We start from the raw sequence: 24,622 nt of genomic DNA, 5'->3' as shown, positions 1-24,622 counted from the left end.
TTTGTGTGGCTGGCCGGAAACGCACGATCACGCCCGGCCTCCTGCCCTCCTGCGCGCCACGAGGCGCGCCATGACGCACAGAAGCTCGAACATGATCGTCGCACCGGCAAGCGACGTCATCCCGGCCAGGTCGAAGGGCGGGGCGACTTCGACCACGTCCGCGCCGACGATGTTTACGCCCTCGAGCAGACGCACGAGGTGCTGCGCCTCCCGGGTCGAAAAGCCGCCGAGCTCCGGCGTGCCGGTGCCCGGTGCCATCGACGGATCGATGGAATCGATGTCGAACGTGACATAAGTCGGCGCATCCCCGACGATCTGGCGGGCCTCCGCCATCACCGCAGCGACGCCGCGTTCGACGAACTCCTCCATATAGATGATGCGGATACCCTGCTTCACCGCCCAGTCGTGTTCGTCGGGGGCATAGATCGAGCCGCGGATGCCGATCTGCACGGTGCGGCGCGGATCGATGAGGCTTTCCTCGATGGCTCGGCGGAAGGGGGTGCCGTGCGTATAGGGATTGTCACCGAAATAGGTGTCGTTGGTGTCGGAATGGGCATCGAAATGGATAAGGCCCACCGGTCCGGACGCGGCAACGGCGCGCAGGACGGGCAGCGTCGTGAGATGGTCGCCCCCCACGGCAAGCGGCAGCGCACCGGCCTCGATGACGGTGCGCATGCCGCCTTCGATCAGCTTCAGCGCATCCATGAGGTCGATGGGGTTGATCGGCAGATCGCCGACATCGGCGATGTTGGCGATTGTGAAGGGCTGGGTCTTCGAGGCGTGATGGGTGCTGCGCATCAGGCTTGAGGCGCTGCGCACCTCCCGGGGGCCATGGCGGGCGCCGGCGCGGTTCGTCGTGCCGCCGTCCCAGGGAATGCCGACAAGCGCGATGTCGAGGCCCACGGCGGTCTCGACCGCCGGCAGGCGCATAAAGGTCGAATGGCCGGCGAAGCGTGGTACCTTCGCCGCATCGACGGGTTGGTGGAAGGCGTTCTGCATGGCGGTTTCCTAGTTGAACTCTTGGCGCAGGATGTCGACGATCCGGCTTTCGCAGTCGGCGAGCAACCATTCGCCCTTCTCGGCCGACGATCCGGCAGTCAGGGACAGTACCCCGGATGGCGGCACTTCCTCGGCAGGCTTCGGGTACCGGTCATAGGGTTTGAAGGCCGCGGGACCATCATGCAGCGCCCGGTCAAGATCGACGAGGTCGGGGCGGACCGCCAGCATCATCGAGGTTTCGATCACGCTTGCATGTTCGAGCTCGATGCCGGGATAGCCGTCCGGGAAGATCCTGTCGATGGTCGCAGGCTGTGCCAGTTCCCAATGGTCCATACGCAGGATCGTGAGGTCACTGGCCTTTTCGCGGCCGATGGCGTCGAGCGCCAGCTCGATCCCCTCGACGGACGGCCAGATATTCTCGTAGTGGCCGTTGAGGACGACGATGCGCCGGATGTTCTGCCGGTAGAGTTCGGTGATCACGTCCCTGACGACGAGCGAGAACGTGTTGGCGGTAAGATTGAGCGTGCCGGGAAAGGCGGGGCCGCCACCCGAGCGTGGCTGCGAGCGATTGCCGTAGGGAATGGTCGGCAGCACGATGCCGCCAACGGCCCGGGCGACGCGTTCGCAGATCGCCGTCGGCAGCACGACGTCGACATTCACGGCCATGTGTCGGCCGTGCTGCTCCGTCGCGCCGAGCGGCAGAAAGACAGGTGCGCCGGAGGCGACCTTCTCGGCGATTTCGGCCCATGTCATTTCGCCCCAGAATACGGAATTCTTCATTGTGCTCTCCTTCACAGCATCACCGCGCCACAGTTTGCCCCCAGGCACTGTCCGGTAAACAAGGTCGCCCCGGGGCCCGCGAGGAAGATGACGCTCGCCGCCACCTCCTCGGGGTGCCCGATCCGGCCGAGCGGATTGGCGGTCTCGGCGGCTTTCATATCCATGCTCATGTTCTCGAAATCGAGAAGCGGCGTATCGGTCGGGCCGGGGGCTATGGCGTTGACGAGGATGCGCGGAGCCAGCTCGCGGGCCCAGGATCGGGTCAACGCCAGCAGAGCGGCCTTCGTCGCGCAGTACATCGAGGCGTTCGCGCGTCCGAGATAGGCCAGTTCCGAGACGATGTTGATGATCCTGCCGCCCGCCGGCAGATGGGGAAGGGCTTCGCGCGCGACGAAGATCGCGCCGCGGACATTGACGGCATACATCCTGTCAGCGTGCTCTGCGGACATGTCCGCGAGCGGGACCTCCTCGATGATGCCGGCATTGTTGACGACAATATCGAGGCCGCCGAGCCGGGCGGCAGCGCGCGAGACCGCGTCGATGACCTCCGCCTCGACGGTCAGGTCGCAGCGCAATATCTCCAGATCGAGGCTCGGTGTCGCGCGGTCGAGGCCGATGATTTCGGCTCCGGCCTCCTTCAATGCGATCGCCGCCGCTTTTCCGATGCCGCTGGCTGCGCCCGTGACGATCGCTTTCTTTCCTGCAAGCGGTTTCACCATGGCACCTCTCCCCGGTCTACCCCCAGGGATTGACCCGTGATGTTGGTGGCGCGTTCCGAAGCGAGGAACAGATAGGCCTCCTGCAGGTCGTCGGGTTCCATCAGGCCTGCGAGGGCCTGACCGGCGACAATGTCCGCCAGAAGACCCGCCTCGTTCGTGCCGCGCGCGGCAGCCATCAGGCTGAGCGACCGCATGGATGCTTCCGTGCGCACCCAGCCGGGGCAGACCGCATTGACTCGGATGCCGAGCGGGCCGAGTTCCTTCGCCCAGGTTTTCGTGAGGCCGATGATGGCGTGCTTGGAGGCCACATATGCATCGAACTGCGCCTCGGCGACGCGCCCCCAGATCGATGCCGTGTTGACGATCGTACTGCCCGGCCGCATGCGGGCGATCGACCGGCGGGTTACCGTGCTGGTTCCGATGATATTGATCTCGATGATCCGTCGGAAGACCTCCTCGACACGCTCGCTCTCCGAGACGAGCGGCGTCATGCGCTCGAAGCCGGCATTGTTGATGAGGACATCGATGCGCGGAATGGTCGACAAGGCGTCCTGCACGGCATCGCCGTCGGTGATGTCGACCTTGTAGGGCCGGGCGCCGAGTTCCTTTGCCGCGCCGAACACGCCGTCGTCGTCGGCAAGAATGTGGACGTCACCGCCAAGGGCGGCAAACCCCCTGGCGACACCCAGGCCGATGCCGCGGCTCGCCCCCGTGACGAGCACGGTTTTTCCCTGGAATGAAAGGTTCACATCATGTCTCCCGTTTCGTTGCGAATGAGGTGGAGAACGTGGTTCCGCAGCGCGAAGAATTCGGGCAATTCGCGGGATTCGAGCGTACGATCGGTGCCGAGCCTAGCGGCGACATCGATATCCGCGACCACCCGGGCAGGGCGGCGCGAGAACACGATGATGCGGTCGGCCAGGAAGACGGCCTCTTCCACATCGTGCGTCACGAAGATGATTGTCTTCTTCTCGCGGCTGTGGATCCGCCGGAGCTCCACCTGCAGTCGCTCGCGTGTCAGGGCGTCGAGCGCGCCGAACGGTTCGTCCATCAGCAGCACGTCGGATCCAGCGGCAAGGGACCGTGCGATCGCCACCCGCTGCCGCATGCCACCGGAAATGCGGTTCGGGTAGGCGCCGGCGAAATCCTCGAGGCCGACGAGGCGAAGATAGTGCCGGGTGCGGGCCGTCTTTTCCTCTTTCGTGAGATCCGTCCTGTAGCGCATGCCGAACTCGATGTTGCCTTCGACCGTCAACCAGGGAAAGGAGGAATAGGACTGGAACACCATGCCGCGCCGCCGGTCGGGTTTGTCGATGATCTCCCGATCCAGCCGCACACAGCCTTCCGTCGGGGTATCGAGGCCGCCGGCCATGCGCATCAGGGTCGTCTTGCCGCAGCCCGACGGGCCGAGGAAGACGACGAACTGGGTGCGCTCGATGGCAAGGCTCGTACGGCTGACGACGTTGACCGGCCCGAAGACCTTCGTGATGTTGTCGAACTGAAGGTAGTCTTGCATGGTCGGCCTCACAGGTAACGGAACAGGCGCCGGTGCGCGAGGCGCAGCAGCTGGTCGGTGATGAGCCCGATCAGGCCGATGACGACGACCCCCGCAATGACCTCCGGTGTTTTGACGAACCGACGCGCAGACCAGATGACGTAACCTATGCCGGAATCGGCGGCGACGATCTCCGCGATGATGAGATAGGTCCAGCACCAGCCGAGGGTGATGCGCAGGTTGTCGACCAGCGACGGCGCCATGGCGCGCAGCGCGACATCGGTCATGACGTGGCGGGAGTTCGCACCGAGCGTCCTTGCGACCTCGACGAACTCGTTCGGCACGCGGCGCATGTCATCGGCGACGAAGAGAACGAGCTGGAAGAAGGTGCCCAGCCACAGGAGGAAGATCTTGGTCGGCTCGCCGACGCCGAACCAGATGATCGACAATGGTACGAGGGCTGGGACCGGCAGGTATCGGATGAAGTCGACGATCGGTTCGAGGGCGGCGCCGACGATCCGGTAGCTGCTCATCAGGATGCCGATCGGAATGGCCATCACGGCCGCAATCAGGAAGGCGCCCCAGACCCGGGCGGCGGAGACCCCGGTGTGATAGAGCAGCGACTGCTGCGTGAACATGCTCCACAGGGCCGTGAAGACGCGGCTTGGCGCGGGGAGAAACTGCGGGCTGATCAGTCCGGTTCGGGCGGCAATCTCCCAGATGGCCAGCAGCAGAATGGCCGCGGCGGCTCCGACGAGTGCTTCCACGAACGGCGTGGCCCGGCCTCTGAAGACGAAAAGGTTCTTGAACATGGGCAAACCAGGGCAAAGAGAAGGGGCCTCGGCACCTTGGCAGGCGCCGAGTAAAGGCCTTCCGGTTTCCGGAGCGTTACGGAGTGGCGGGCAGTGTGCTGATGATCGAGTTGTCGATCTGCTCGCTTGCCACGAGCTTGTTGTCGGCTGCGCCGTTCTCCAGGTTCAGGTCCATGACGGTATCGAAGACGGTGCCGAGTTTGCCGAGCGTGCCGCCGGTGCCCATATAGTCCCGGGCCTGTGCCAGGGTCGTGTAGGCGAGGCTGCCCTTCACGATGCCGGTCACCTCATCGGGTGTCAGCCCGAACTCGGGAGCCACCATTTCCGCGAACTGCTGCGGTTCGGCGTGGATGAAATCGACGGCTTCGTAGATGCAGGCGAGGAAGGCCGCGTACTTCTCGGGTGAGGCCTTGAGATCGTCGTTGCGGGCGATGATCGCGTCGACGATCAGGCCGGGATAGTCCTTGGAGGTCAGGAACTGCTTGGCGCCGGGGCGGCTGGAATTTGCGATCGCCTGCGACATGAACGGCTCGTAGGTGGCGACGGCGGCGATGCTGTCATCGGCAAAGACCGCCGCGGTGTCCGCCGAGGCGATATCCTTGAGGCTGAGGTCGGCGAGCGACAGCCCGGCTTCCCGCAAGGCCATCTGCAGGAGCAGCCGCGCCGGGATGTTGGGTTCGGCAGCGATCGTCTTGCCCTTGAGGTCGGCGACGGTCTTGATCTTGTCATCGGCAATGATGCCGTCGCTTCCGACGGATTCGTCAATAATACCGATGATGATGCCAGGCGTGTCCTTGTCGCGCGGGCGCCCCTGATATTCGCCGACCGAGCGCATCTGGACCTCGATGTCCCCCCGGGTCATGGCGGCCATCACATTGGCAAGGTCGTCTTCGAAGCGGATGGTGACGTCGAGATTGCGCTTGGCAAAGCACTCGTTCTTGATGGCGACATGCACAGGGGCAAAGCCGAGCCAGGTGGGCGTGAGTATCCTGATTTGCTCGGCACTGTGGGCCGCCGATACAGTCGTAAGAGACATGGCTGTGGCTGCAGCCAGCTTGAAGATGGCGTTCATTGTCGATCCCCTTGTTTGTTATGGGGGCAGATTTGCCATTTCATGCATTGAAGTAAATCAAATTGTTTGCAATGTTGCATTGAAAATTACCGATGTATGAGTATTTGCAATGCGCCGGCTCGACAATATCGATATCCGCCTGCTGCGGGTCTTCGTCGCCCTTGCCGATGCGCGGGGCTTTGCCGATGCGCAGATCGCGCTCAACCTCTCGCAATCCACGCTGAGCACCCATCTCGCGGAGCTGGAAAAGCGCATTGGCGCGCAGTTGTGCTTTCGCGGGAAACAGCAGTTCCGGCTGACGGAGATCGGCCAGGCGACCTATGATGCGGCGCAGAAACTGTTCCTCGACCTTGACAATTTCACGCTGCGCGTCAGTTCCGCCACGGGAAATCTCTCGGGGCGGCTACGGGTCGGGGCTTCCGACGGGATCTATACGAGCGAGCAGCTTGGGCTGCATCGCGCCATCGACCGCCTGCTGGCGGGTGGTGCGGATGTCTTCATCGAGCTGACGCTTGGAACGCCTTCGGAGCTGGAGCAGATGGTTGCCGATGGCGAGCTCGACGTTGCGATCGGCCCGTTTTCCCAGAAAGCCCCGAGCGTCACCTATATCGACTTCACGTCGGAGCCCCATTCGCTCTATTGCGGGGCGAAGCATCCGCTCTTTGGCAAGAAGGACAGCGACATCGACCTGCGTGATATCGAGAACAGCCGTTTCTCCGTTCGGCGCTACCGCTACTTCGACGATCTCTATCTGGTCGGCCATCCGCGCGCGAGCGCGTCGGTGGTGGAAATGGAGGGGCAGGCCATGATGCTCCTGTCGGGCCATTTCATCGGTTTCCTGCCCTGCCACTTTGCCGCGCCCTGGGTGAAGGAGGGCCGTCTTCGCGCGTTGAAGCCGGCGAGCTTCGATTTTTCCTCGATGCATCGCATCGCCTACCGCACGCAGAACGGTTCCAGCCCGATCATCCTGGCCTTCCTGGAGGCAGTTCGCATCGCGAAAAACGATGGACCGTGAGTGAGGGGATAGCCGAGCCGGCATCGCCTCTCTGATCTCAAAAATCGGGGAAACTCGGCTGGCGTCTTAGATGCTCGAGAAAGCGGGATTGCAGCCCGCTTGGCAGCCAGTTTTCACGCATCGTGATGCCGATGGTGCGCATGCCGAGCCGTGCGCGCACATCTTCTGCGACGGGGATGAGGCTCAACAGGTTTTCGCGTTCCTCGATGGCAATCTGCCGGCGGGAGAGCATGGACAGGCGATCGCTTTCCAGGATGATGGCGCGGGTCAGGACGAGCGAACTGGTTTCGATGCTGGCGCGCGGCGGCGCGGACGAACCTTCGAACAGGGCATCGAAGGCCGCGCGGATGGGTGTACCCGGCCGCTGGGCCACCCATTCCTGTTTTGCGAGATCGTCGAGTGAGGCGCCCGTCGCGCCACCTGCGAGGAGCGGGTGACCCGGCCGGCCGACGATTGCATAGGGATCGTCGAACAGTGCCTCCGTCCTCAGGCCGGCAAGATCGCTTCCCGAGCGCAGCGCGCCGATGAGAATGTCGCTCGCGCCGATGCGCAATTGCTGGGAGAGGAGTTCATAGGAGCCGTCGGCGATCTCGATCCGAGCATTGGGATAGGCTGCCAGCAGCGGGTTGATCGCGCGGGCGAGCAGCAAGGTGCGAGCAAGCGGCAGGCTTGCGATCTTGATGCGCCCCTCCATACGGCCTTCGAGTTCCCGCAGTTCGTCAACGGCCTGTTCGAGTTCGGTCAGTGCCACGCGCCACCGCATGGCAAGCCTGTGCCCGACCGCGTTCGGCGCCACGCCGCTCGGACCCCGCACGAAGATCGTCTTTCCGACATTCGCCTGCAATTCGTGGAGGATCCGGTGCAGCGCGGTCGGCGAGCTGCCGCCGCTGCGGGCGGCTTCCGTTATGGAGCCGCTGCCGGAAAGCGCGATCAGCGCCTCGATCTGGCGAAAGCCGATGCGCACCAGCGCCTTGGAGATCAGGGCCGGGTCGCGCTGTGAACTGGCGCCGAGCGCCTGACCGAGGGCGGCAGTGAGCTGGTCATCCATGCGGCGCAATCGGGCGAGCAGCACCGTGCCAGCCGGCGTCGGCTGGCTGCCGGCGGCATAGCGGTCGAGGAGCCGTGCGCCAAAGCGGGCCTCGATGCCGGCCAGCGCCACCGTGACAGACGGCTGGGAGACGTTCAGCTGCGCAGCGGCACGGTTGAGGCTGCCCATCTCGCAGACCTGCATGAAGACGCGCAAGTGGCGGAGGTTGAGGTCGGTGGCGATCATGCAATCTCTAGAATCAGATTCGCAAAAAGCTATAACACGGCACAGCTTTCGTATTAGCACTTGGGATACGATCGATGCCAGTGTTGCCTCGAAAATTTGAGGAGCATGGATATGCAGAACAAGACCGGACTCGTCGTCAGCGCACACTCGGCGGATTTCGTCTGGAGGGCCGGTGGCGCGATCGCGGCGCACGCAAGGCAGGGCTACGACATCACTGTCGTCTGCCTGTCGTTCGGGGAAAGGGGCGAGTCGGCAAAGCTTTGGCGCAAGCCCGGCATGACGCTCGAAGCCGTTAAGGCGGACCGCCGCCGCGAGGCGGAAAACGCCGCGCGGGCCCTCGGTGTCCATGATATTCAGTTCTACGATCTCGGGGACTATCCGATGCAGGTCACGCCGGAAGCCTTCGATCGGCTTGTCGATCTCTATCGTGCGCTCCGACCGGAGTTCATGCTGACGCATTCCCGGCAGGACCCGTACAATTTCGACCATCCGATGGCGACCGAGTTCGCCCAGCACGCGCGGGTCATCGCGCAGGCGCATGGCCACAAGCCCGAGGTGCCGGTGCTTGGCGCGCCGCCCGTCTACCTCTTCGAGCCGCACCAGCCCGAACAGTGCAACTGGAAGCCCAATTTCCTGCTGGATATCAGTGCGGACTGGGAGAGGAAACTGGCAGCAATCAAGTGCATGGAGGGGCAGGAGCACCTCTGGGAATATTATACCCGGGTTGCCCTGCAGCGCGGCGTGCAGGCTTCACGCAATTCGGATCACAAGATTGTCCATGGCGAGGCTTATGAAGCGGTGTTTCCGCATGTGACGGGCACGCTCGGTCATGGAGCGCTGGCATGAGCGTGGTCTATCGCAACATCGAGCGTGCACCGCTCGACATCGTCGACGGTCTTGCGGCATGCGGCGTGGCGACGGTGCACGAGGCCATGGGGCGCATCGGCCTGATGCAGTCCCATATGCGTCCGATCTGGCGCGGCGCGCGCATTGCGGGTACGGCGGTGACGGTCTCCATTCCACCGGCGGACAACTGGATGATTCATGTCGCTGTGGAGCAGTGCCGGGAGGGCGACATTCTCGTCGTTGCCCCGACCTCGCCCTGCGATGCCGGCTATTTCGGCGAACTGCTCGCAACCTCGCTTCAGGTGCGCGGTGTGCGCGGCCTGGTGATCGAGGCCGGTGTTCGCGATGTTGCGGAGCTTGAGGCGATGGGCTTTCCCGTCTGGTCGCGGTTCGTGTCTGCGCAAGGCACGGTCAAGGCGACGCTGGGCTCCGTCAACGTTCCGATCGTCTGCGCCGGTGCCGCGATCGCGCCCGGCGACGTCGTCATCGCTGATGACGACGGGGTGATGATCGTTCCGAAGGCCGGGGCGGAGGCGGCGCTTCAGGCCTCGCGAGCGCGGCTCGACAAGGAGCAGCAGACACGCGTGCGGCTCGCTGCCGGTGAACTCGGGCTCGACATCTACAGGATGCGCGAGGCGTTGGCGGCCAAGGGGCTGACCTACCTCGATTGATCGAAGCCGGGAAAGGGGGAGGAACCTTTTTCCGCAAGGGAGGACGAATGACCACGATTGCTTTCATCGGCTTCGGCGAGGCGGCGCAATCCATCGCCGGCGGCCTTGCTGGTCGCAAGGCTGCAAAGCTTGCAGCCTATGATCTGCGCTTTGCAGATCCGGCGGCGTCCGCCGGCCTGCTTGACCGGGCCGCGCAGCGCGGTGTGGAGCCGCTTGCCGACATCGCGGGCATTGCCACGGCGGATGTCGTCCTGTCGCTCGTCGTCGGCTCTGCGACACGGGCCGTCGCCGCTTCGGCAGCACCGCATCTCTCCGAACGGGCGATCTTCATCGATCTCAATTCGGTGGGCCCCGACACCAAGGCGCTTGCCGCCGGGGAAATCGCGATCGGCCGGGGAAGCTTCGTCGAAGGGGCCGTCATGGCTCGCGTCCCTCCCTATGCCGAGAAGGTGCCGATCCTCGTCGCCGGCGCACGGGCGGGCGAGGCGGCTGAACGGCTGAACGCGCTCGGCATGAATCTGGAGGTCGTCGGCGAGACGCCGGGCCAGGCCTCGTCGCTGAAGATGATTCGCTCGGTCATGATCAAGGGCGTGGAAGCGCTGTTGATCGAAGCGCTATCCTCCGCGGAGCGGGCGGGCGTGACCGAGCGCATCCTTGATTCCGTGCAGGAAACCTTTCCCGGGCTCGACTGGCGACAGGTGGCGGACTACTACCTATCGCGAACCTTCGAGCACGGCGCGCGCCGCGTGACCGAGATGACCGAAGCGGCCGAGACGATCGAATCGTTCGGCCTGGAGGCTTCCATGTCACGGGCCGCCTGCAAGACCATCGCCGCCGCCCATGCGGCGATGAAGGACCAGGGCCTTGCCGTGGCCGACGGATACCGCGGTTTCGTGCCGGTGATGGCGCGCCGCGTGGCAAAGGATCTCTGAGATGGACGGTATTCTCCAGTCGCTCGGCGTCATCTTCAGCTTTTCGGGTCTGGCGGTCCTCATCGTCGGCGCTCTGCTCGGAATCGTGATCGGCGCCCTGCCGGGCCTCGGCCCGTCGATCGGGCTCAGCCTCCTCATCCCCTTCACCTACAATCTCGGCCCAGAGCTGAGCATGCTGATGATGATCTCGCTCTACACCTCGGCCGAATATGGCGGGTCGATCAGCGCAATCCTTCTTTCGACACCCGGAACGGCGGCGGCGGCCGCGACCGCCATCGATGGTTATGCCATGGCGCGCAAGGGCAAGGCCAACGAGGCGATCTCGATCTCGCTGACCGCATCGACCGTGGGGGGTGTCTTTGGTGGGCTGGCCCTGCTGCTGCTGGCCATGCCGCTTGCCTCGCTCGCCCTGAAGTTCGGCCCGGCGGGCTACTTCGCCGTCGGCGTGTTTGGCCTCACCTCGGTGGCAGCCCTGTCCGGTGGTTCGCTGGTGAAGGGCCTGGTCTGCGCCGCTTTCGGGCTTGCACTGGCGACAATCGGGATCGATCCCATTGCCGGCACGCCGCGTTTCACCTTCGGCCTGTTCGAGCTCTACGAAGGCGTCCCCTTCCTTGCCGCGCTCATCGGCCTCTTTGCCGTCTCTGAGGCGCTCGTCATGATCGAGAGCCGCGTTGCCGCAGCGCCCATCATCAAGGACAAGGTCGGTCATGTCTTCATGTCGGGCGCGCTCTGGAAGGAGACCTGGCGCTCCATGCTGTCGGGCTCGATCATCGGCACCCTGCTCGGCATCCTGCCCGGCGTCGGCGGCAACATCGCCTGCTGGGTGGCGCGGGACTATGCCCGGGCGCGCGATCCGCACCCGGAGGAATATGGCCATGGCTCGGCCAACGGCATTGCTGCCCCGGAAGCCTCCAACAACGCGACGGTCGGCGGTGCGCTCGTTCCGCTGCTCGCACTCGGTGTGCCGGGTTCACCCACGACCGCCATCATGGTCGGTGCGCTGATCATGCATGGCCTGCATCCGGGACCCCAGCTCTTCACCGAAGCGCCGTCGCTGGTCTATGCGATCCTCTTTGGCACGATCATCGCATCGCTGGTGCAGTATGCCGCGGGCTCGCTGTTTCTGCCCCTGATGGCGCGGGTGATGCGCCTGCCGGATGCGGTGATCGCCGTCGGCATCATGGCCTTTGCCGTGCTCGGTGCCTTCGCCATCCGCAACCTGATGTTCGATGTCTATCTGATGCTCGGCTTCGGCGTCGTCGGCTACCTCATGAAGAAGCTGCGCTTCCCTGTCGCACCGATCATCCTTGCCATGGTGCTCGGCTATCTCGTGGAATCGAACTACCGGACCGCGTTGGTGTCCTCGCAGGGCGATTACACGATTTTCATCACTGATCCCGTCAGCCTGCTGTTCCTCGTTCTCAGCCTCGTCAGCCTGCTGACACCGCTGTGGCGCCGGCTCCAGGCACGCCGCATGCGCCGGCTCGACGAAACCGCAAACGGCGCCTTGCGCTAGATACTCAACAAACTGGAGGAGAAGACATGACGATCAACAGAAGAACATTCGGCACGCGCATGGCAGGGGCTGCTCTTGGACTGGCGCTTGCGCTTTCGAGCGTCGCCCTGCCGGGCCCTGCCGCCGCCGCCGGCTTCCCGGAAAAGTCCGTGACACTGGTGGTCTGGGCGGGCGCTGGAGGGGCGCTCGATACCTATGGCCGCAAGCTTGCCGAACTCCTGGAAAAGGAGTCCGGCTGGACCGTGAAGGTCGACAACCGGCCGGGCGGCAGCGGTGCCGTCGGCGTGTCCCAGATCATGACCCAGCCGGCGGACGGTTACAACATCCTCGTCTTTACGGGAACGCTGACCTTCGGCATCGCCCAGGGACTCATTCCCTTCGAACTCAAGGACTTCCGCATGCTGCGCGCCATGCAGTCTGAGCCGTCCTCGCTGGCCGTATTGTCCGATAGTCCCTACAGGTCGGTCGGCGACTTCGTGAAGCACATGAAGGACAATCCGAACGGGCTGAAGGTCGGCGGCCATGCGCCCGGCGGCTTCCACCAGTACATGCTCTACCAGCTGATGAAGGCGGGCGGCTTCGAGAGTGGCTGGATCCCGCACGACGCTTCCGGCAAGGTGACGCTCGCCCTGCTTGGCAAACACATCGACGCGGCGATGATGACCCCCTCGACCGGCCTGGCGCAGGTCAAGAGCGGCGACATCAAGCTTCTGGGCATCTCCACCGAGAAGCGCAGTGACTTCCTGCCCGACGTGCCGACTTTCAAGGAGCTCGGCTACGACATCGAGGGGGCGGTCTGGCGCGGTATCGCCGTGAAGGCCGGAACGCCGGATGACGTCGTCGATACGATCCAGGCGGCCGTGGACAAGGTTACGGCCTCCGAGGACTGGAAGAAGTTCCAGACCGAACAATTCCAGGATAGCCCCGACTGGAAGGAGGAGGAATTCACCAAGCGCGCGGAAAGCGATCTCGCCAACCAGCTCGAATTCCTCAAGGCGAACGGATACGCCCAATGACCAACCAGGCTTCGGTTGTTCCGGGCTCGAACCTCTCCCCCGCATCGGGGGGAGAGGCGCCCCGCCGGCACTTCTGGCAGAACCTCGTGGCCGCTTGTGTGTCACTGGCGTGGAATGCGGGCTTTCTCTTCATGAGCCTTGCGCTTCCGGCCGGCCATTCGCGGGGCGATGTCGGGCCGGGTTCGCTGCCGATGCAGGTGTCTATCTTCGGTCTTGTCGTCTCGGCGGTCTATCTCGTGCAGGTGTTGCGCGGCGTGGATCTCGGCGGGGCGAGCGAGCGGATCGACATAGCGCGCGTGACAGGTTTGCTCGGCCTCTTCGTCGCAGCGGTGCTCAGCGCGAACTGGATCGGGCTCGCCCTTTGTCTCGGCATTGGCACAGGCGTTGCGACACTGCTTTTCCCCGGTGAAAAGCCGTTGGTGCGGGCGGTTGCGACGGGGGGCGGCTTCTGGCTGATCGCCTGGGGCTTGTTCGGCAAGCTGCTGGAGCTGCCGCTTCCCTGACCGGGCGTGCTCCGGTTCCTTGATTTTTACCGCATTCTCCGACGCCGAAGCGGTGCCGCTCCGGCTGGAGATGCCCTCGACCGATAGGAGAAACGGACATGACGGCGGATGGCATCCCCTGCATGATGATGAGAGGCGGCACGTCGAAGGGGGCCTACTTCCTTGCCGATGACCTGCCTTCGGACCCGGCGGAGCGCGATCGGCTGCTTCTGCGCATTATGGGTTCGCCCGATCCCCGCCAGATCGACGGCATCGGCGGTGCGGATCCCCTGACCAGCAAGGTGGCCGTAGTGCGGGCCTCGGCGCGGCCGGGCTTCGATGTCGATTTCCTGTTCCTTCAGGTCTTTGTCGACCAGCCGCTCGTCAGCGACAGCCAGAACTGCGGCAACATCCTCGCCGGCGTCGGCGCCTTTGCCGTCGAGCGCGGGTTGGTGCAGGCCGACGAAGGTGAAACCACCGTTCACATCTACATGGAGAACACGGCGCAATCCGCCGTGGCGCGCATCCGCACGAAGGCCGGCCGGCCCGTCTATGCCGGCGACGCGCGCATCGACGGCGTGCCGGGATCGTCGGCACCCGTCTACCTTGCCTTCACGGATGCCGCCGGTTCGAGCTGTGGGGCCCTTTTGCCGACCGGCTCGGCCGCGACGGAAATCGACGGCGTCACCTGCACGCTGATCGACAACGGCATGCCCGTCGTCGTGATGCGTGCCGCGGATTTCGGCCTGACGGGCTATGAAAGCCGCGAGGAACTGGAGGCGAACGTGGACGCCAAAGCACGTATCGAACGCATCCGGCTCGCCGCAGGTCCCTTGATGAATCTCGGCGATGTCGAAAAGAAGTCCGTACCCAAGATGACGCTCGTCGCTCCGCCGACGGGTGGCGGAGCCATCATGACGCGCAGCTTCATTCCCCACCGCGTTCATGCGTCCATCGGAGTGTTCGGCGCACTTAGCGTGGCAACGGCCTGCATGTTCCCCGAAAGCCCTGCCGCCGCCCTTGCCGTGCTGCCAGAAGGGGACGCCAAGACAGTTGCCGTCGAGCACCCGAGCGGCAATATGGAAATTCTCCTGCGGCTGGACGGTAAGGCTCCCGGAGGATTGGGCGAGTGCTCGTTCCTGCGTACCGCTCGCAAGCTTTCCGACGGCCGGGTGTTCGTGGAATAGCGCTCCATCGCCTCGCGCGGTCGCCTCCATCTTTTCAAATGCTGCTTGCGTCCCCGGGACGTGGTGACAATCTGGCTGAAGGATAATGGTGTGCCAGGCGTGTCGCTTCATGTGGAGCCGGAGCCTGGGCTTTCAAAGGTCGCGAAGGAGCTTGGGTCGCTCCGGCTTTCGACTGCCGGGGCAGCGGCCGCCGATGTCGCCAGCGTGATGTGCGCCAATCTCGCAGCGATCCAGGTTGCGTTCCTGTCTCAATAGGTCGCTGGCTGTGGAAGCACGGGCTCTTCCGGAAGCTCGCCTTCGTCTTGCTGACGGCGATGGACCGGCCTCCAGCATTTCGGTTCCTGCCAGCGCAGTCGCCGCTCCTGCGGCTGGACATTCAAGCCGGTCGCGGGCTAGACGGGGTGTCTGGATTCGTCGATGGCGGATGCGATAGGCCGGCAGCGGTGGGGCACGTGGCAGTTACGATCAAGGACATTGCTAGGCAGGCCGGCGTTTCGACGGCAACGGTGTCGAAGGTCCTGAACCGGAAGGATTCGGTGATCGGGGACGAGACACGCCAGAAAGTGCTGTCGCTTGCGCGGGAGCTGAACTACACGCCGAATTCGCTGGCGCGTTCGCTCGTTACGCGCAAATCGCATGTCATCGGCATCATCGTTCCTGATATCCTCAATCCATATTTCACCGAACTGGTGAGGGCGTGCGACGATGCGGCCCGCCTGCGCGGCTATACGACTCTCGTTTGCAATTCCGAGGGCATAGCGGAAATCGAGACGGCACACCTGACCTCCTTCGGCGGGCATCGTGTGGATGGGGTGCTGCTTGCTGCCAGCGACGTCATTCCCGATACAGAGCTTCTCGATGCCCTTCGTATCCCTTTTGTCTGCATGGACCGGGAGATCGGTCCGGTGGAGGGGCTCGTAGCGACGGTCGATACGGACTATCGGTGCGGCGCATTGCAGGCGACACGCCATCTGATCGAGAAAGGTCATACCCGCATCGCCTTCCTGAGCGGCGCGCCGCATCGGTCGAACACGCAGATCCGCCTTTCGGGCTACAAGGATGCGCTGGCCGAGGCCGGCATCCCCTTCGATGCGGAACTGATCCGCTGCAAGGAATTCCAGCATCGGTTTGGCCATCAGGCGACACTGGATCTGCTTGATCGCACCGATTTCTCCGCGATCTGCTGCATGAACGACATGCTGGCGATTGGTGCGATGGTGGCATTGCGTGAGCGCGGCAGGCGCGTGCCGGAAGATTGCGCGGTAATCGGCTTCGACAACATCTACCTCTCTCCGCTGCTTGAGCATCCGCTCTCGACGGTGGACAGGCGCATTGCACATTCCGGGCGCGTTGCCACCAATGCCCTCATCGATTTCCTCGACAATCCGGACCGCAAGGGCGATGCCATAACGATCATGCCCACGGTCGTCAGCCGGACCACGACATAGCTGAAAGTACAGGAGATCGAGACGGCGTTCAGGAGCCGTTCCGAGGTGGCGCCGTGCAGGCCGCGGCGAATGCGAAATCGTGCCGTTTTCCCGTTCCAGACAAGGTTGTTTAGCGCGCGCTTTAGGAGGCCTTGACGAGGCGGGTTTTATCAAAGTACACGTTTACCTACGCTTAGGTACACGTTTAACTAAAGCGAAAACGACCAGAATCTGATTGACAACAGATATCCTGGTCGTCATTTGTATAGACATTACGATCAGCCTCGCCGGTGCTGCATGCTCCGGCCTCCAGGGAGGGGAATGACAATGCTGAAACATCTGATGGTGACAGTCGCATTGGCGGCAATGACGACCGGCGCGACCGCTGCCGACTTCAATCCGGCCATCGTCTACGGAACGAGTGGCAAGTTCGACAAGTCGTTCAACGAGATGGCCTATACAGGTGCGGAAAAGTTCAAGGCGGACACCGGCTCCAGCTACCGCGATTTCGAAGCGCAGGCGGACTCCCAGGCGGAGCAGGGGATTCGCAACTTCGCAAGCCGGGGCTTCAGCCCGGTCATCGTCACGAATTTTGGCTACAAGGACCAGTTGGCCAAGGTCGCCAGGGAGTTCCCCGACACTGATTTCGTGATGCTCGACGATGTTGTGGATTTGCCCAATGTTCGCTCCATCACCTTCAAGGAAGAGCAGGGCTCCTATGTGGTCGGCCTGATCGCGGCGCTTTCCTCCAAGAGCAAGGCGGTGGGCTTCATCGGCGGTATGGATATCCCGATCATCCGCAAGTTCGGCTGCGGCTATGCGCAGGGCGCGGCCGCCGGTGGTGCGACGAACATCATCCGCAACATGACCGGCACGACGAATGCTGCCTTCAACGACCCGGTCAAGGGCGGCGAAATCGCGGCGTCTCAGATGGGGCAGGGGGCGGATGTGATCTTCGCTGCGGCCGGCGGAACGGGTATCGGTGTCCTCCAGAAGGTTGCGGATGCCGGAAAGTTCGCGATCGGCGTCGATTCCAACCAGAACTACATGCATCCCGGCGTCATGCTGACCTCCATGGTCAAGCGCGTCGATGTTGCGGTCTACAACGCGTTGAAGGATGCCAAGGACGGCAAGTTCACTGGCGGGGTGCACTCGCTGGGGCTGGCGGAAAACGGTGTCGACTGGGCGCTGGACGAGCACAACCGCGGCCTGATCACTGGGGATGTCGAGGCTGCGGCCAAGAAGGCGAAGGAAGACATCGCCGCCGGCACCCTCAAGGTCCACGACTACATGTCGGACGACAAGTGCCCCCTTTAAGGGGCAATGGGCGGGCGCCTCGGCGCTCGCCCGGTCGAGGCCGTCTGGAGGGAGTCATGAAGGCAGAAATCAGCTCCGCGCAGAATGTTCTGGAGCTCATCGGTATCGGCAAGAGCTTTGGCTCGGTCGTTGCGAACAAGGATGTGACCCTTTCGGTCAAGACCGGCAGCATTCATGGCATCGTCGGCGAGAATGGCGCCGGGAAGTCGACCCTGATGTCCATTCTCTACGGCTTCTATCAGGCCGATTCCGGTACGATCCGCATCGATGGCAAGGACGTCGGGATTCCCGACAGCCGTGCGGCGATCGCCCATGGCATCGGCATGGTCCACCAGCATTTCAAGCTCGTCGAGAACTTCACGGTTCTGGAGAACATTGTCCTCGGTGCGGAAGAGGGCCCCTTTCTGCCCTCCAGCCGGCGTAAGGCGCGCCTCGAACTTCAGCGCCTTGCAAGGGAATACGAGCTGCAGGTCGATCTCGAGGCGATCACGGAAGACCTTCCCGTCGGCGTCCAGCAGCGTGTGGAAATCCTGAAAGCACTCTATCGCCAGGCGAGAATCCTGATCCTTGACGAGCCGACGGGTGTGCTGACGCCAAGCGAGGCCGATCATCTGTTCCGGATCCTTCGGCGGCTTCGCGATGAGGGCAAGAGCGTCATCCTCATCACGCACAAGCTGCGCGAGATCATGGATGCGACGGACACGGTGTCGGTGATGCGGCGTGGCGAGCTGATCGCCACCGCCCCGACTGCAACCATCACCAAGGAGAGCCTCGCGGAGCTTATGGTCGGCCGGCGGGTCCTGCTGCGTGTCGACAAATCACCTTCCAGGCCGGGACAGGTTGTCTTCGACGTGAAGGGACTGAACGTTCGCGATCAGCGCGGCGTGCGTATGGTCAAGGATGTCTCGCTTTCAGTCCGTGCCGGGGAAATTGTCGGCATTGCGGGGGTTGCCGGCAATGGCCAGACAGAGCTTCTTGAGGCGCTGGCGGGCAACCGTGTGCCGGATTCCGGTACGGTCCTTCTCAACGGCAAGGAGATTGCCGCCGACCCGTTCAAGCGCCGTGCAGCTGGGGTCGCCCATGTGCCCGAGGACAGACATGCCATCGGTCTCATCCTGTCGTTCCCGCTGCGGGAGAATGCGAGTCTCGGCTATCATCGGCGCCCGGAATTCGGCACGAACCCGATGCTGAAGCGGTCGCAGCTCCAGCACTACGCGCAGGATTACATTTCCGACTACGACATACGTCCGCCCAATCCCGATCTTCGCACCTCGCTCTTTTCAGGCGGGAACCAGCAGAAGATCGTGCTGGCGCGCGAGATCGAGCACGATCCCGAAATGTTGCTGGTCGGCCAGCCGACACGGGGTGTCGATATCGGTGCCATCGAATTCATCCATCGCAGGCTGATCGAGTTGCGCGAGCAGAACAAGGCGATCCTTCTCGTGTCCGTGGAACTCGATGAGATCAGAGCGCTCTCCGACCGCATCCTCGTCATGTTCGATGGTGCGATTGTCGGGGAAGCGAGCCCGGATGCCTCGGAGCGCGAACTGGGACTGCTCATGGCCGGTGTCACGCAAGAAGATCAAGGGAGAGCCTAGGTGGCCAGCGTTCTCAACATAAAGCAGATCGTCGATTTCGCGGTCCTGCCGCTCATGAATGTCGCCGTCGCCCTGCTTATATCGGGGCTGGTGGTGCTCTTCGTTGGGCAGAACCCACTGGAGGCGGTGGGCTATCTCGTCAGCGGTGCGCTGGGCTCGGGCGAAGGGATCGGCTTCACGCTCTACTTTGCCACCAGCTTCATGTTTACCGGGCTTGCAGTGGCGGTAGCGTCCCATGCCGGGCTTTTCACGATCGGTGCCGAGGGGCAGGCCTATCTCGGCGGTCTCGGCATTGCGCTTGTCTGCCTGGCGCTCGACCGCGTCGTCCCCTGGTATGTGACGCTTGTGCCGGCGGCCGCAGCCGGAATGTTGTTTGGCGCCGCATGGGCATTCATTCCTGCCTATCTCCAGGCCAAGCGCGGCAGCCATCTCGTCATCACGACAATCATGTTCAACTTCATAGCCTCGTCGATCATGATCTACGTGCTCGTCAACGTGATCAAGGAACCGGGCAGCATGGCGCCGCAGACGCGCCTCTTCGATAGCGGTGGCCTTGTGCCGAAGCTGGGCGACGTCCTGCCCGTCAATATCGGAACCGCGCCGCTGAATGTCAGCCTGTTCATCGCCATCGCCGCGGCGGTTTTCGTCTGGGTGCTTATCTGGAAGACGAAGCTGGGTTTCGAGATCAGGGCGACGGGTGCAAATCCGGCGGCAGCCCGCAATGCAGGCATCAGCTACGTCAAGATCACCATCGTCTGCATGCTGATATCCGGGGCTCTCGCGGGGCTCGCCGGCATCAATATCCTGATGGGCGATCTCGGCAAGCTGCAGCTCGATTTCCCGGCAGGCATCGGCCTGGTCGGGGTCGCTGTCGCCCTGATGGGCCGCGGCCACCCGGTCGGGATCATGGTCGCGTCGGTTCTTTTCGGCGTCCTCTATCAGGGTGGTGCGGAAATCTCCTTCTGGATGCCGAACATCACGCGCGAGCTCATCATGCTCATCCAGGGGCTCGTCATTCTCTTTGCCGGGGCCTTGAGCCTGATGTTCCGGAGTTCGGTCTATTCCCTGGTCGATCTCCTTCGTTTCTCGAAGCCGGAGGTCTGAGCGATGCAGGAGTTCATGTCCACGGTCATTCTTCTCCTGGGTTCTACGCTTCGTCTGTCCGTGCCGCTCATTCTGTGTGGGCTGGCCGGTCTCTTCTCCGAACGTTCGGGCGTTTGGGATATCGGTCTTGAGGGAAAAATGCTGTTTGCGGCTTTTGCCGCCGCCGCAGCAGCCTACCAGTTTGATTCCGCCTGGGCGGGGTTGTTCTTCGCGATCCTCGTTGCCGTGCTTCTCAGTCTTGTTCACGGCTTCGCCTCCGTGACGCATCACGGCAACCAGATAATCTCCGGGGTCGCGATCAACTTCATCTCGTCCGGACTGACCGTCCTTCTGGCGGTAGGGTGGTTTGCGCTTGGCGGCAGGACGCCGCAGCTGCAGCCGGGCGCGCGGTTCCCCACGATCGTGTTTCCATTTGCTGAAGAAATGCGCTCGGTTCCCGTCATCGGTACGATCTATGCTGATCTGATTTCCGGCTATAACATCCTTGTCTATGCCGCTTTCGCCGCGGTGCCCGTGACATGGTGGGTGTTCCACCACACGCGGTTCGGCCTTCGCCTGCGCGCCGTCGGTGAAAACCCTGCGGCCGTCGATACGGCCGGGATTTCCGTCGATTGGCTTCGCTACAGGGCCCTGCTTTGCGGTGCGATCCTGTGCGGCATTGCAGGAGCTTATCTGTCAGTTGCCCAGTCCGCGGGCTTTGTCCGGGAAATGTCGGCGGGGAAGGGCTACATGGCGCTGGCGGCATTGATCTTCGCCAAATGGCGTCCCGTCCCCGTCCTTTTCGCCTGCCTTCTCTTCGGCTTCCTGGAAGCTCTCTCGATCCGCTTCCAGGCCTTCGATTTTGGGTTGGGGCCGGAGCTTTCGACACAGATCGTCCAGTCTCTCCCCTATGTCCTTACGGTGGTTCTGCTGGCCGGCTTCATGGGCCGCGCCATCCCCCCCAAGGCCGGCGGCCTACCTTATACGAAAGAGCGTTGAATGACCGAACGTATTATCATTGATTGCGACCCTGGCGTTGACGATGCGGCCGCTATCCTGCTGGCCTTCGGGTCGAGCGAAGTCGAGATCCTCGGCATCACAGCGGTTGCCGGCAATATCCCCCTCGAAAAGACGGAGGCCAATGCCCGGCTGATCTGCGAGCTTGCCAACCGGACGGATATTCCCGTCTTCCAGGGTTGCGGGCGCCCGCTCCTCTACCCGGCCCGCGCCGGTGTCACCGTGCATGGCATGGATGGACTGGGCGATATCGGTTTGCCGAAGCCCGCCTCGACGCCGGCTGCGCGCACCGCCGTCCAGTTCATCATCGATCAGGTTCGTGCTGCGCCGGGCGATGTGACCCTGGCTGTGCTTGGCCCGATGACGAATATAGCGGTGGCGCTCTCGATCGATCCCGGCATAGCGCCGCTGATCAAGCGCATTGTCTTTATGGGCGGTGCCGCCTTCTGCCCGGGCAACATCAAGGAACGCGCGGAGTTCAATTTCTATTTCGATCCCCACGCCGCCCAGGCGGTCATGGCGTCTGGCATCCCGATGGTCATGTTCGGCCTCGATGTCACGCACAAGGCGATCATCACACAGGAACGGACGGAACGGTTGAAGCGCCTTGGCAGCATCGGCAGCACCATTGCCGACATGCTGAACGCCTACGGTGCGGGCGACCCCTGCCTGCACGACCCCTGCGTCATTGCCTATCTCATCGAGCCGGAGATCTTCTCCGGCGTCGAAGGCTTCGTCGAGGTGGATTGCGTATCGACGCTCGCAATCGGCCAAAGCGTCGTCAGCGTGACCGAGCGGGAGCTTGCAGGACGGGCACCGAACTGCCTTGTCATGACGGAAGTCGATCATGACCGGTTGTTCTCTCTCCTGGAAGAGCGCTACCAGCGGGTGGAATTGGAGGCGGCGTAACCGCCCTGTGTCAATCAGGTACGACCTGTCGGACGTGAAACGGGCTGAAGCTCTGGATGATCGTGCTTCCTTCCGTTGGTTCTGCGGCTGCTCCAGGGCCGCGGCAAACGCCAGAGCGCACCGCCTTCGTTCGCTTTCGCCGGAGCCTTGTCCGCCTATGGTTTGGACAAATCCCTGTTTGACACGATCACCGGCCAGCTTAAGGCAAAGGCAATTCGGGTGAATGCCGACACACTCGTCGATGCGACGGTTGCTGCTTCGGCAAGCAAAGAGGAGGGGGAGGGTTGCTGGGTCAAACACAAGGATCGACCAGTGGTCCATGGCTTCAAGGCGCATGTCGGCGCCGACGCCGAGACCGCTCTTGTCGAGGAGATTGCCGTCACGCCAGCCAACATCAGTGATGGAAAGGCCGGTCCGCAGTGGAGGCCCGTCAAAGTGGCCGCGGCTTCCTAGTACTAGCGGTGCTCGGCACCAGCCTAGCGCTGGTTGTCATGGTTTGGGCTGCGGTTGAGCTCTGGGGTAACTACCTTGACCCGAGACCCGAGAATACGCAGCAGACGGCGACGATCTCCTGTGAACCCGACACAAGGCACGATAGACAACTAAATACCGGGCGCCACGCAGACCGTCCCCACAGATCGATATCCCACCCCGGAGTTGGGTACTGGCGGTGAAACCCATACTGTTACGCCGGATGGTACTTCGAACTAAGATGGTAGTCGGGACAAATGTGGTCGCCTATCGGCGTCGAGGAATTTTGCCAAGCGCTACAATTGGCGTTTGCGAACAGGACTCGCGCACCAGATAGCTTAATCAAGATTCTCTTTTCGCCAATCCGATATCGAACACCTGATTAAAGCTGCTAGCAAAACCAACAGTATGCTCCGGGTCGACTTCAAAACACTGATCAAACCAACGTGGGCCCGACAACATGGAGGTATCTGGAATTGTCCGGGGCGCATCCTACGGCGATCAATTCGGCCAGGACGGATTGATCGCATCGCTGATGGGCGGCTTCGTTTGCATCTTCCATCATGATTCCTCAAAAATCGTTCCGCCTCTATTTGGAGCCGGATCTCGGGAAAGCATACTAGGGCTGTTTTCTCCCTGCATTCGAAGGGCTGCTTGGCATCACATTTTTGCTGGCACCTCCTCACCCGGTGCAGGCGTAATGTCGGGCGCCTCCTCGGGTACGACATCAGGCCCTGGTTCTTCAATCGGACGCTCCGGGATGTCGGGCAAAGAGTCTGGCGAATCTTCCGGCGGGACTTCCAAGGGCTTCTTCGGGTCTTCCGGGGCGTGGGCCATAGCGGTCTCCTCGAACCTGAGGAACAGCCGCATGAACGCATTGTTCCTGTTCGGCCAGCGATACGAAGTGATCTTAGCGCGGAACACCCTGATTCAATACTTGTTCGATACCGCGACCATGCACGGCCAGTCGCTCGCGGCAAGTGGCCCTCCAGGGCAACCGCGCCTTCTAACCGTCACGGCGCGGACTACGAATCCTTTTCCAATTATATCCAGAACGTCCGATCCCAGACAGGAACAGGGCCAGCGACGGCGATGATAATTTCCCGGGCGCGGCGCGCTACATCCGGCGGAACCCGGCCGTGAACGATGATGGCCTGAGGCTCGAACGCCAGTTCGACCTTGTATTCACAGCAAACGTCATCATAAGCGACCGCGGCCCGAATTGAGGCTTGCAGCCCATATTCCTGCGCGCCGAAGCCGCCTCCGAGGGATGCCTGAAACATCTCCTCCTCCCGTGTTTTCGTGATTTATTGAAAACAAAGATGCGGGCGCGATGTTCCCTAGACACATGCACTTAGAACGCTCCTTCCATACCCAAGGAACAGGGTGGAGTGAGAAATGTCACTCCCGCGAGGAAACGGCACTCTGGAGAAAGGCAATGTTAGCTTTGGCTGATTGAAGCCCGGCGCCTGCTTGATGTTGGGAACACAATGACTGCCGGAGCCGTTGCGATATCCTGATTATGGAGAACGCTATGACGACCTCTATACCGTCCCCGGGCCAAGCGATGAGCGACGTAGATTCACAAATTACTTGCGAAGCGGCCATAGAGCTTCCGGTGCGCGAGCTTGTCGATGCCATCATTCAAGCTGGCTGGCAGCCAATGGTTGTTTACGCCGCCATGAAGGTTGTCGCCGAACGCCAGGGTAACGCTTACACAGAGGATCCAGACCCCAGACGATCCAGGGCAGGACCGAGCACCATCCCGTCTTTCGCTGGCTCCCTTTTGATTGGCGTGCTGCTATGAAGCGAACAAACAACCTCATCGGTTTCTGCCTGCTCGCGACTTTCCTCGCTATATTCGGGTCCGTGCTGAGTATTGCGCTTTTCTCGACTCGCTCTCAGCCGACCATTGCAACCGTTGATACACTCGCCAAAGAAGGCGGCATGTAGGGCCTTACTACCAAAGGCGGATCCGCAAGTTC

26 protein-coding genes are annotated in these 24,622 nt (G+C 62.6%); 16 read left to right on the top strand and 10 right to left on the bottom strand.

Annotation, left to right across the window (positions count from 1 at the left end; translation table 11 throughout):
* Positions 1 to 27: 27 nt before the first annotated feature.
* From speB to P9A16_RS20590, 7 genes are all read right to left on the bottom strand, one after another.
* Entirely contained in the window at positions 28 to 999 is a 972-nt protein-coding gene (speB, locus tag P9A16_RS20620) for an agmatinase (protein WP_023514959.1), read from the bottom strand.
* Positions 1,000 to 1,008: 9 nt separating this feature from the next.
* The gene (locus P9A16_RS20615; RefSeq protein WP_023514960.1) at positions 1,009 to 1,779 is read right to left on the bottom strand and encodes a creatininase; all 771 of its coding nucleotides are present in this window, start codon (positions 1,777 to 1,779) and stop codon (positions 1,009 to 1,011) included.
* An 11-nt stretch (positions 1,780 to 1,790) separates the two neighbouring features.
* On the bottom strand, positions 1,791 to 2,498 hold the full coding sequence (locus tag P9A16_RS20610; protein ID WP_023514961.1) for an SDR family NAD(P)-dependent oxidoreductase: 708 nt from the start codon (positions 2,496 to 2,498) through the stop codon (positions 1,791 to 1,793).
* A complete protein-coding gene (locus tag P9A16_RS20605; protein ID WP_023514962.1) occupies positions 2,492 to 3,247 on the bottom strand; it encodes an SDR family NAD(P)-dependent oxidoreductase in 756 nt (251 codons plus the stop codon). Before P9A16_RS20605 ends, P9A16_RS20610 begins: the two co-directional genes overlap by 7 nt.
* Positions 3,244 to 4,014, bottom strand: coding sequence for an ABC transporter ATP-binding protein (locus P9A16_RS20600; protein ID WP_023514963.1), 771 nt, complete (start codon positions 4,012 to 4,014; stop codon positions 3,244 to 3,246). The genes P9A16_RS20605 and P9A16_RS20600 overlap by 4 nt, the downstream gene beginning before the upstream one ends.
* Before the next feature lie 8 nt (positions 4,015 to 4,022).
* Positions 4,023 to 4,805 (bottom strand): ABC transporter permease, encoded by a 783-nt coding sequence (locus P9A16_RS20595; RefSeq protein ID WP_023514964.1) that lies wholly within the window; start codon positions 4,803 to 4,805, stop codon positions 4,023 to 4,025.
* Between the two features lie 76 nt (positions 4,806 to 4,881).
* A complete protein-coding gene (locus P9A16_RS20590; RefSeq protein ID WP_023514965.1) occupies positions 4,882 to 5,877 on the bottom strand; it encodes an ABC transporter substrate-binding protein in 996 nt (331 codons plus the stop codon).
* Between the two features lie 109 nt (positions 5,878 to 5,986).
* On the opposite strand from P9A16_RS20590, the gene P9A16_RS20585 reads away from it, so the two are divergent.
* On the top strand, positions 5,987 to 6,892 hold the full coding sequence (locus P9A16_RS20585) for a LysR family transcriptional regulator (protein ID WP_024270745.1): 906 nt from the start codon (positions 5,987 to 5,989) through the stop codon (positions 6,890 to 6,892).
* Between the two features lie 37 nt (positions 6,893 to 6,929).
* On the opposite strand, the gene P9A16_RS20580 is transcribed toward P9A16_RS20585, so the two are convergent.
* The gene (locus tag P9A16_RS20580; RefSeq protein ID WP_023514315.1) at positions 6,930 to 8,165 is read right to left on the bottom strand and encodes a LysR family transcriptional regulator; all 1,236 of its coding nucleotides are present in this window, start codon (positions 8,163 to 8,165) and stop codon (positions 6,930 to 6,932) included.
* 111 nt (positions 8,166 to 8,276) lie between these two features.
* Here P9A16_RS20580 and P9A16_RS20575 point away from each other — a divergent pair, with 111 nt between their 5' ends.
* The 14 genes from P9A16_RS20575 to P9A16_RS20510 all read left to right on the top strand — a co-directional run bounded on the left by P9A16_RS20575 (position 8,277) and on the right by P9A16_RS20510 (position 22,619).
* Complete coding sequence (locus tag P9A16_RS20575; protein ID WP_024270746.1) at positions 8,277 to 9,011, top strand: PIG-L deacetylase family protein; 735 nt, start codon at positions 8,277 to 8,279, stop codon at positions 9,009 to 9,011.
* Positions 9,008 to 9,682 (top strand): 4-carboxy-4-hydroxy-2-oxoadipate aldolase/oxaloacetate decarboxylase, encoded by a 675-nt coding sequence (locus tag P9A16_RS20570; RefSeq protein WP_023512343.1) that lies wholly within the window; start codon positions 9,008 to 9,010, stop codon positions 9,680 to 9,682. The genes P9A16_RS20575 and P9A16_RS20570 overlap by 4 nt, the downstream gene beginning before the upstream one ends.
* A 47-nt stretch (positions 9,683 to 9,729) precedes the next feature.
* Entirely contained in the window at positions 9,730 to 10,614 is an 885-nt protein-coding gene (locus tag P9A16_RS20565; protein ID WP_023512342.1) for an NAD(P)-dependent oxidoreductase, read from the top strand.
* A gap of 1 nt (position 10,615) precedes the next feature.
* Positions 10,616 to 12,130, top strand: a complete 1,515-nt coding sequence (locus P9A16_RS20560) for a tripartite tricarboxylate transporter permease (RefSeq protein WP_023512341.1) — start codon at positions 10,616 to 10,618, stop codon at positions 12,128 to 12,130.
* Between the two features lie 26 nt (positions 12,131 to 12,156).
* Positions 12,157 to 13,146 (top strand): tripartite tricarboxylate transporter substrate binding protein, encoded by a 990-nt coding sequence (locus tag P9A16_RS20555; RefSeq protein WP_023512340.1) that lies wholly within the window; start codon positions 12,157 to 12,159, stop codon positions 13,144 to 13,146.
* Positions 13,143 to 13,649 (top strand): tripartite tricarboxylate transporter TctB family protein, encoded by a 507-nt coding sequence (locus P9A16_RS20550; RefSeq protein WP_023512339.1) that lies wholly within the window; start codon positions 13,143 to 13,145, stop codon positions 13,647 to 13,649. The genes P9A16_RS20555 and P9A16_RS20550 overlap by 4 nt, the downstream gene beginning before the upstream one ends.
* Before the next feature lie 98 nt (positions 13,650 to 13,747).
* Positions 13,748 to 14,815: a 4-oxalomesaconate tautomerase gene (locus tag P9A16_RS20545; protein WP_023512338.1), complete on the top strand. Its 1,068-nt coding sequence runs from the start codon at positions 13,748 to 13,750 to the stop codon at positions 14,813 to 14,815.
* Between the two features lie 452 nt (positions 14,816 to 15,267).
* A complete protein-coding gene (locus P9A16_RS20540; protein WP_051758733.1) occupies positions 15,268 to 16,263 on the top strand; it encodes a LacI family DNA-binding transcriptional regulator in 996 nt (331 codons plus the stop codon).
* A 306-nt stretch (positions 16,264 to 16,569) separates the two neighbouring features.
* The gene (locus P9A16_RS20535; RefSeq protein ID WP_023517464.1) at positions 16,570 to 17,559 is read left to right on the top strand and encodes a BMP family lipoprotein; all 990 of its coding nucleotides are present in this window, start codon (positions 16,570 to 16,572) and stop codon (positions 17,557 to 17,559) included.
* 56 nt (positions 17,560 to 17,615) lie between these two features.
* Positions 17,616 to 19,157, top strand: a complete 1,542-nt coding sequence (locus P9A16_RS20530) for an ABC transporter ATP-binding protein (protein ID WP_024270985.1) — start codon at positions 17,616 to 17,618, stop codon at positions 19,155 to 19,157.
* Between the two features lie 54 nt (positions 19,158 to 19,211).
* Positions 19,212 to 20,261, top strand: coding sequence for an ABC transporter permease (locus tag P9A16_RS20525; RefSeq protein ID WP_051758739.1), 1,050 nt, complete (start codon positions 19,212 to 19,214; stop codon positions 20,259 to 20,261).
* 3 nt (positions 20,262 to 20,264) lie between these two features.
* Positions 20,265 to 21,239 carry an ABC transporter permease gene (locus P9A16_RS20520; RefSeq protein ID WP_024270987.1) on the top strand — a complete coding sequence of 325 codons (975 nt, stop codon included), beginning with the start codon at positions 20,265 to 20,267 and terminating at the stop codon, positions 21,237 to 21,239.
* Positions 21,240 to 22,166, top strand: a complete 927-nt coding sequence (locus tag P9A16_RS20515; RefSeq protein WP_023515340.1) for a nucleoside hydrolase — start codon at positions 21,240 to 21,242, stop codon at positions 22,164 to 22,166.
* 147 nt (positions 22,167 to 22,313) lie between these two features.
* The gene (locus tag P9A16_RS20510; RefSeq protein ID WP_245290407.1) at positions 22,314 to 22,619 is read left to right on the top strand and encodes a transposase; all 306 of its coding nucleotides are present in this window, start codon (positions 22,314 to 22,316) and stop codon (positions 22,617 to 22,619) included.
* 678 nt (positions 22,620 to 23,297) lie between these two features.
* Here P9A16_RS20510 and P9A16_RS20505 read toward each other — a convergent pair.
* Together P9A16_RS20505 and P9A16_RS20500 are read right to left on the bottom strand one after the other, a co-directional pair.
* Positions 23,298 to 23,507 (bottom strand): hypothetical protein, encoded by a 210-nt coding sequence (locus tag P9A16_RS20505; protein WP_037408243.1) that lies wholly within the window; start codon positions 23,505 to 23,507, stop codon positions 23,298 to 23,300.
* A 173-nt stretch (positions 23,508 to 23,680) separates the two neighbouring features.
* Entirely contained in the window at positions 23,681 to 23,920 is a 240-nt protein-coding gene (locus P9A16_RS20500) for a hypothetical protein (RefSeq protein WP_024270990.1), read from the bottom strand.
* 284 nt (positions 23,921 to 24,204) lie between these two features.
* On the opposite strand from P9A16_RS20500, the gene P9A16_RS20495 reads away from it, so the two are divergent.
* A complete protein-coding gene (locus tag P9A16_RS20495; RefSeq protein ID WP_156032039.1) occupies positions 24,205 to 24,444 on the top strand; it encodes a hypothetical protein in 240 nt (79 codons plus the stop codon).
* Positions 24,445 to 24,622: the final 178 nt, after the last annotated feature.

This window comes from Shinella sp. 838, assembly GCF_029623935.1.
GTDB lineage: Bacteria > Pseudomonadota > Alphaproteobacteria > Rhizobiales > Rhizobiaceae > Shinella.
The sequence above is the reverse complement of the archived record's forward strand: the minus strand, read 5'-3'. Positions and strand labels throughout refer to the sequence as shown.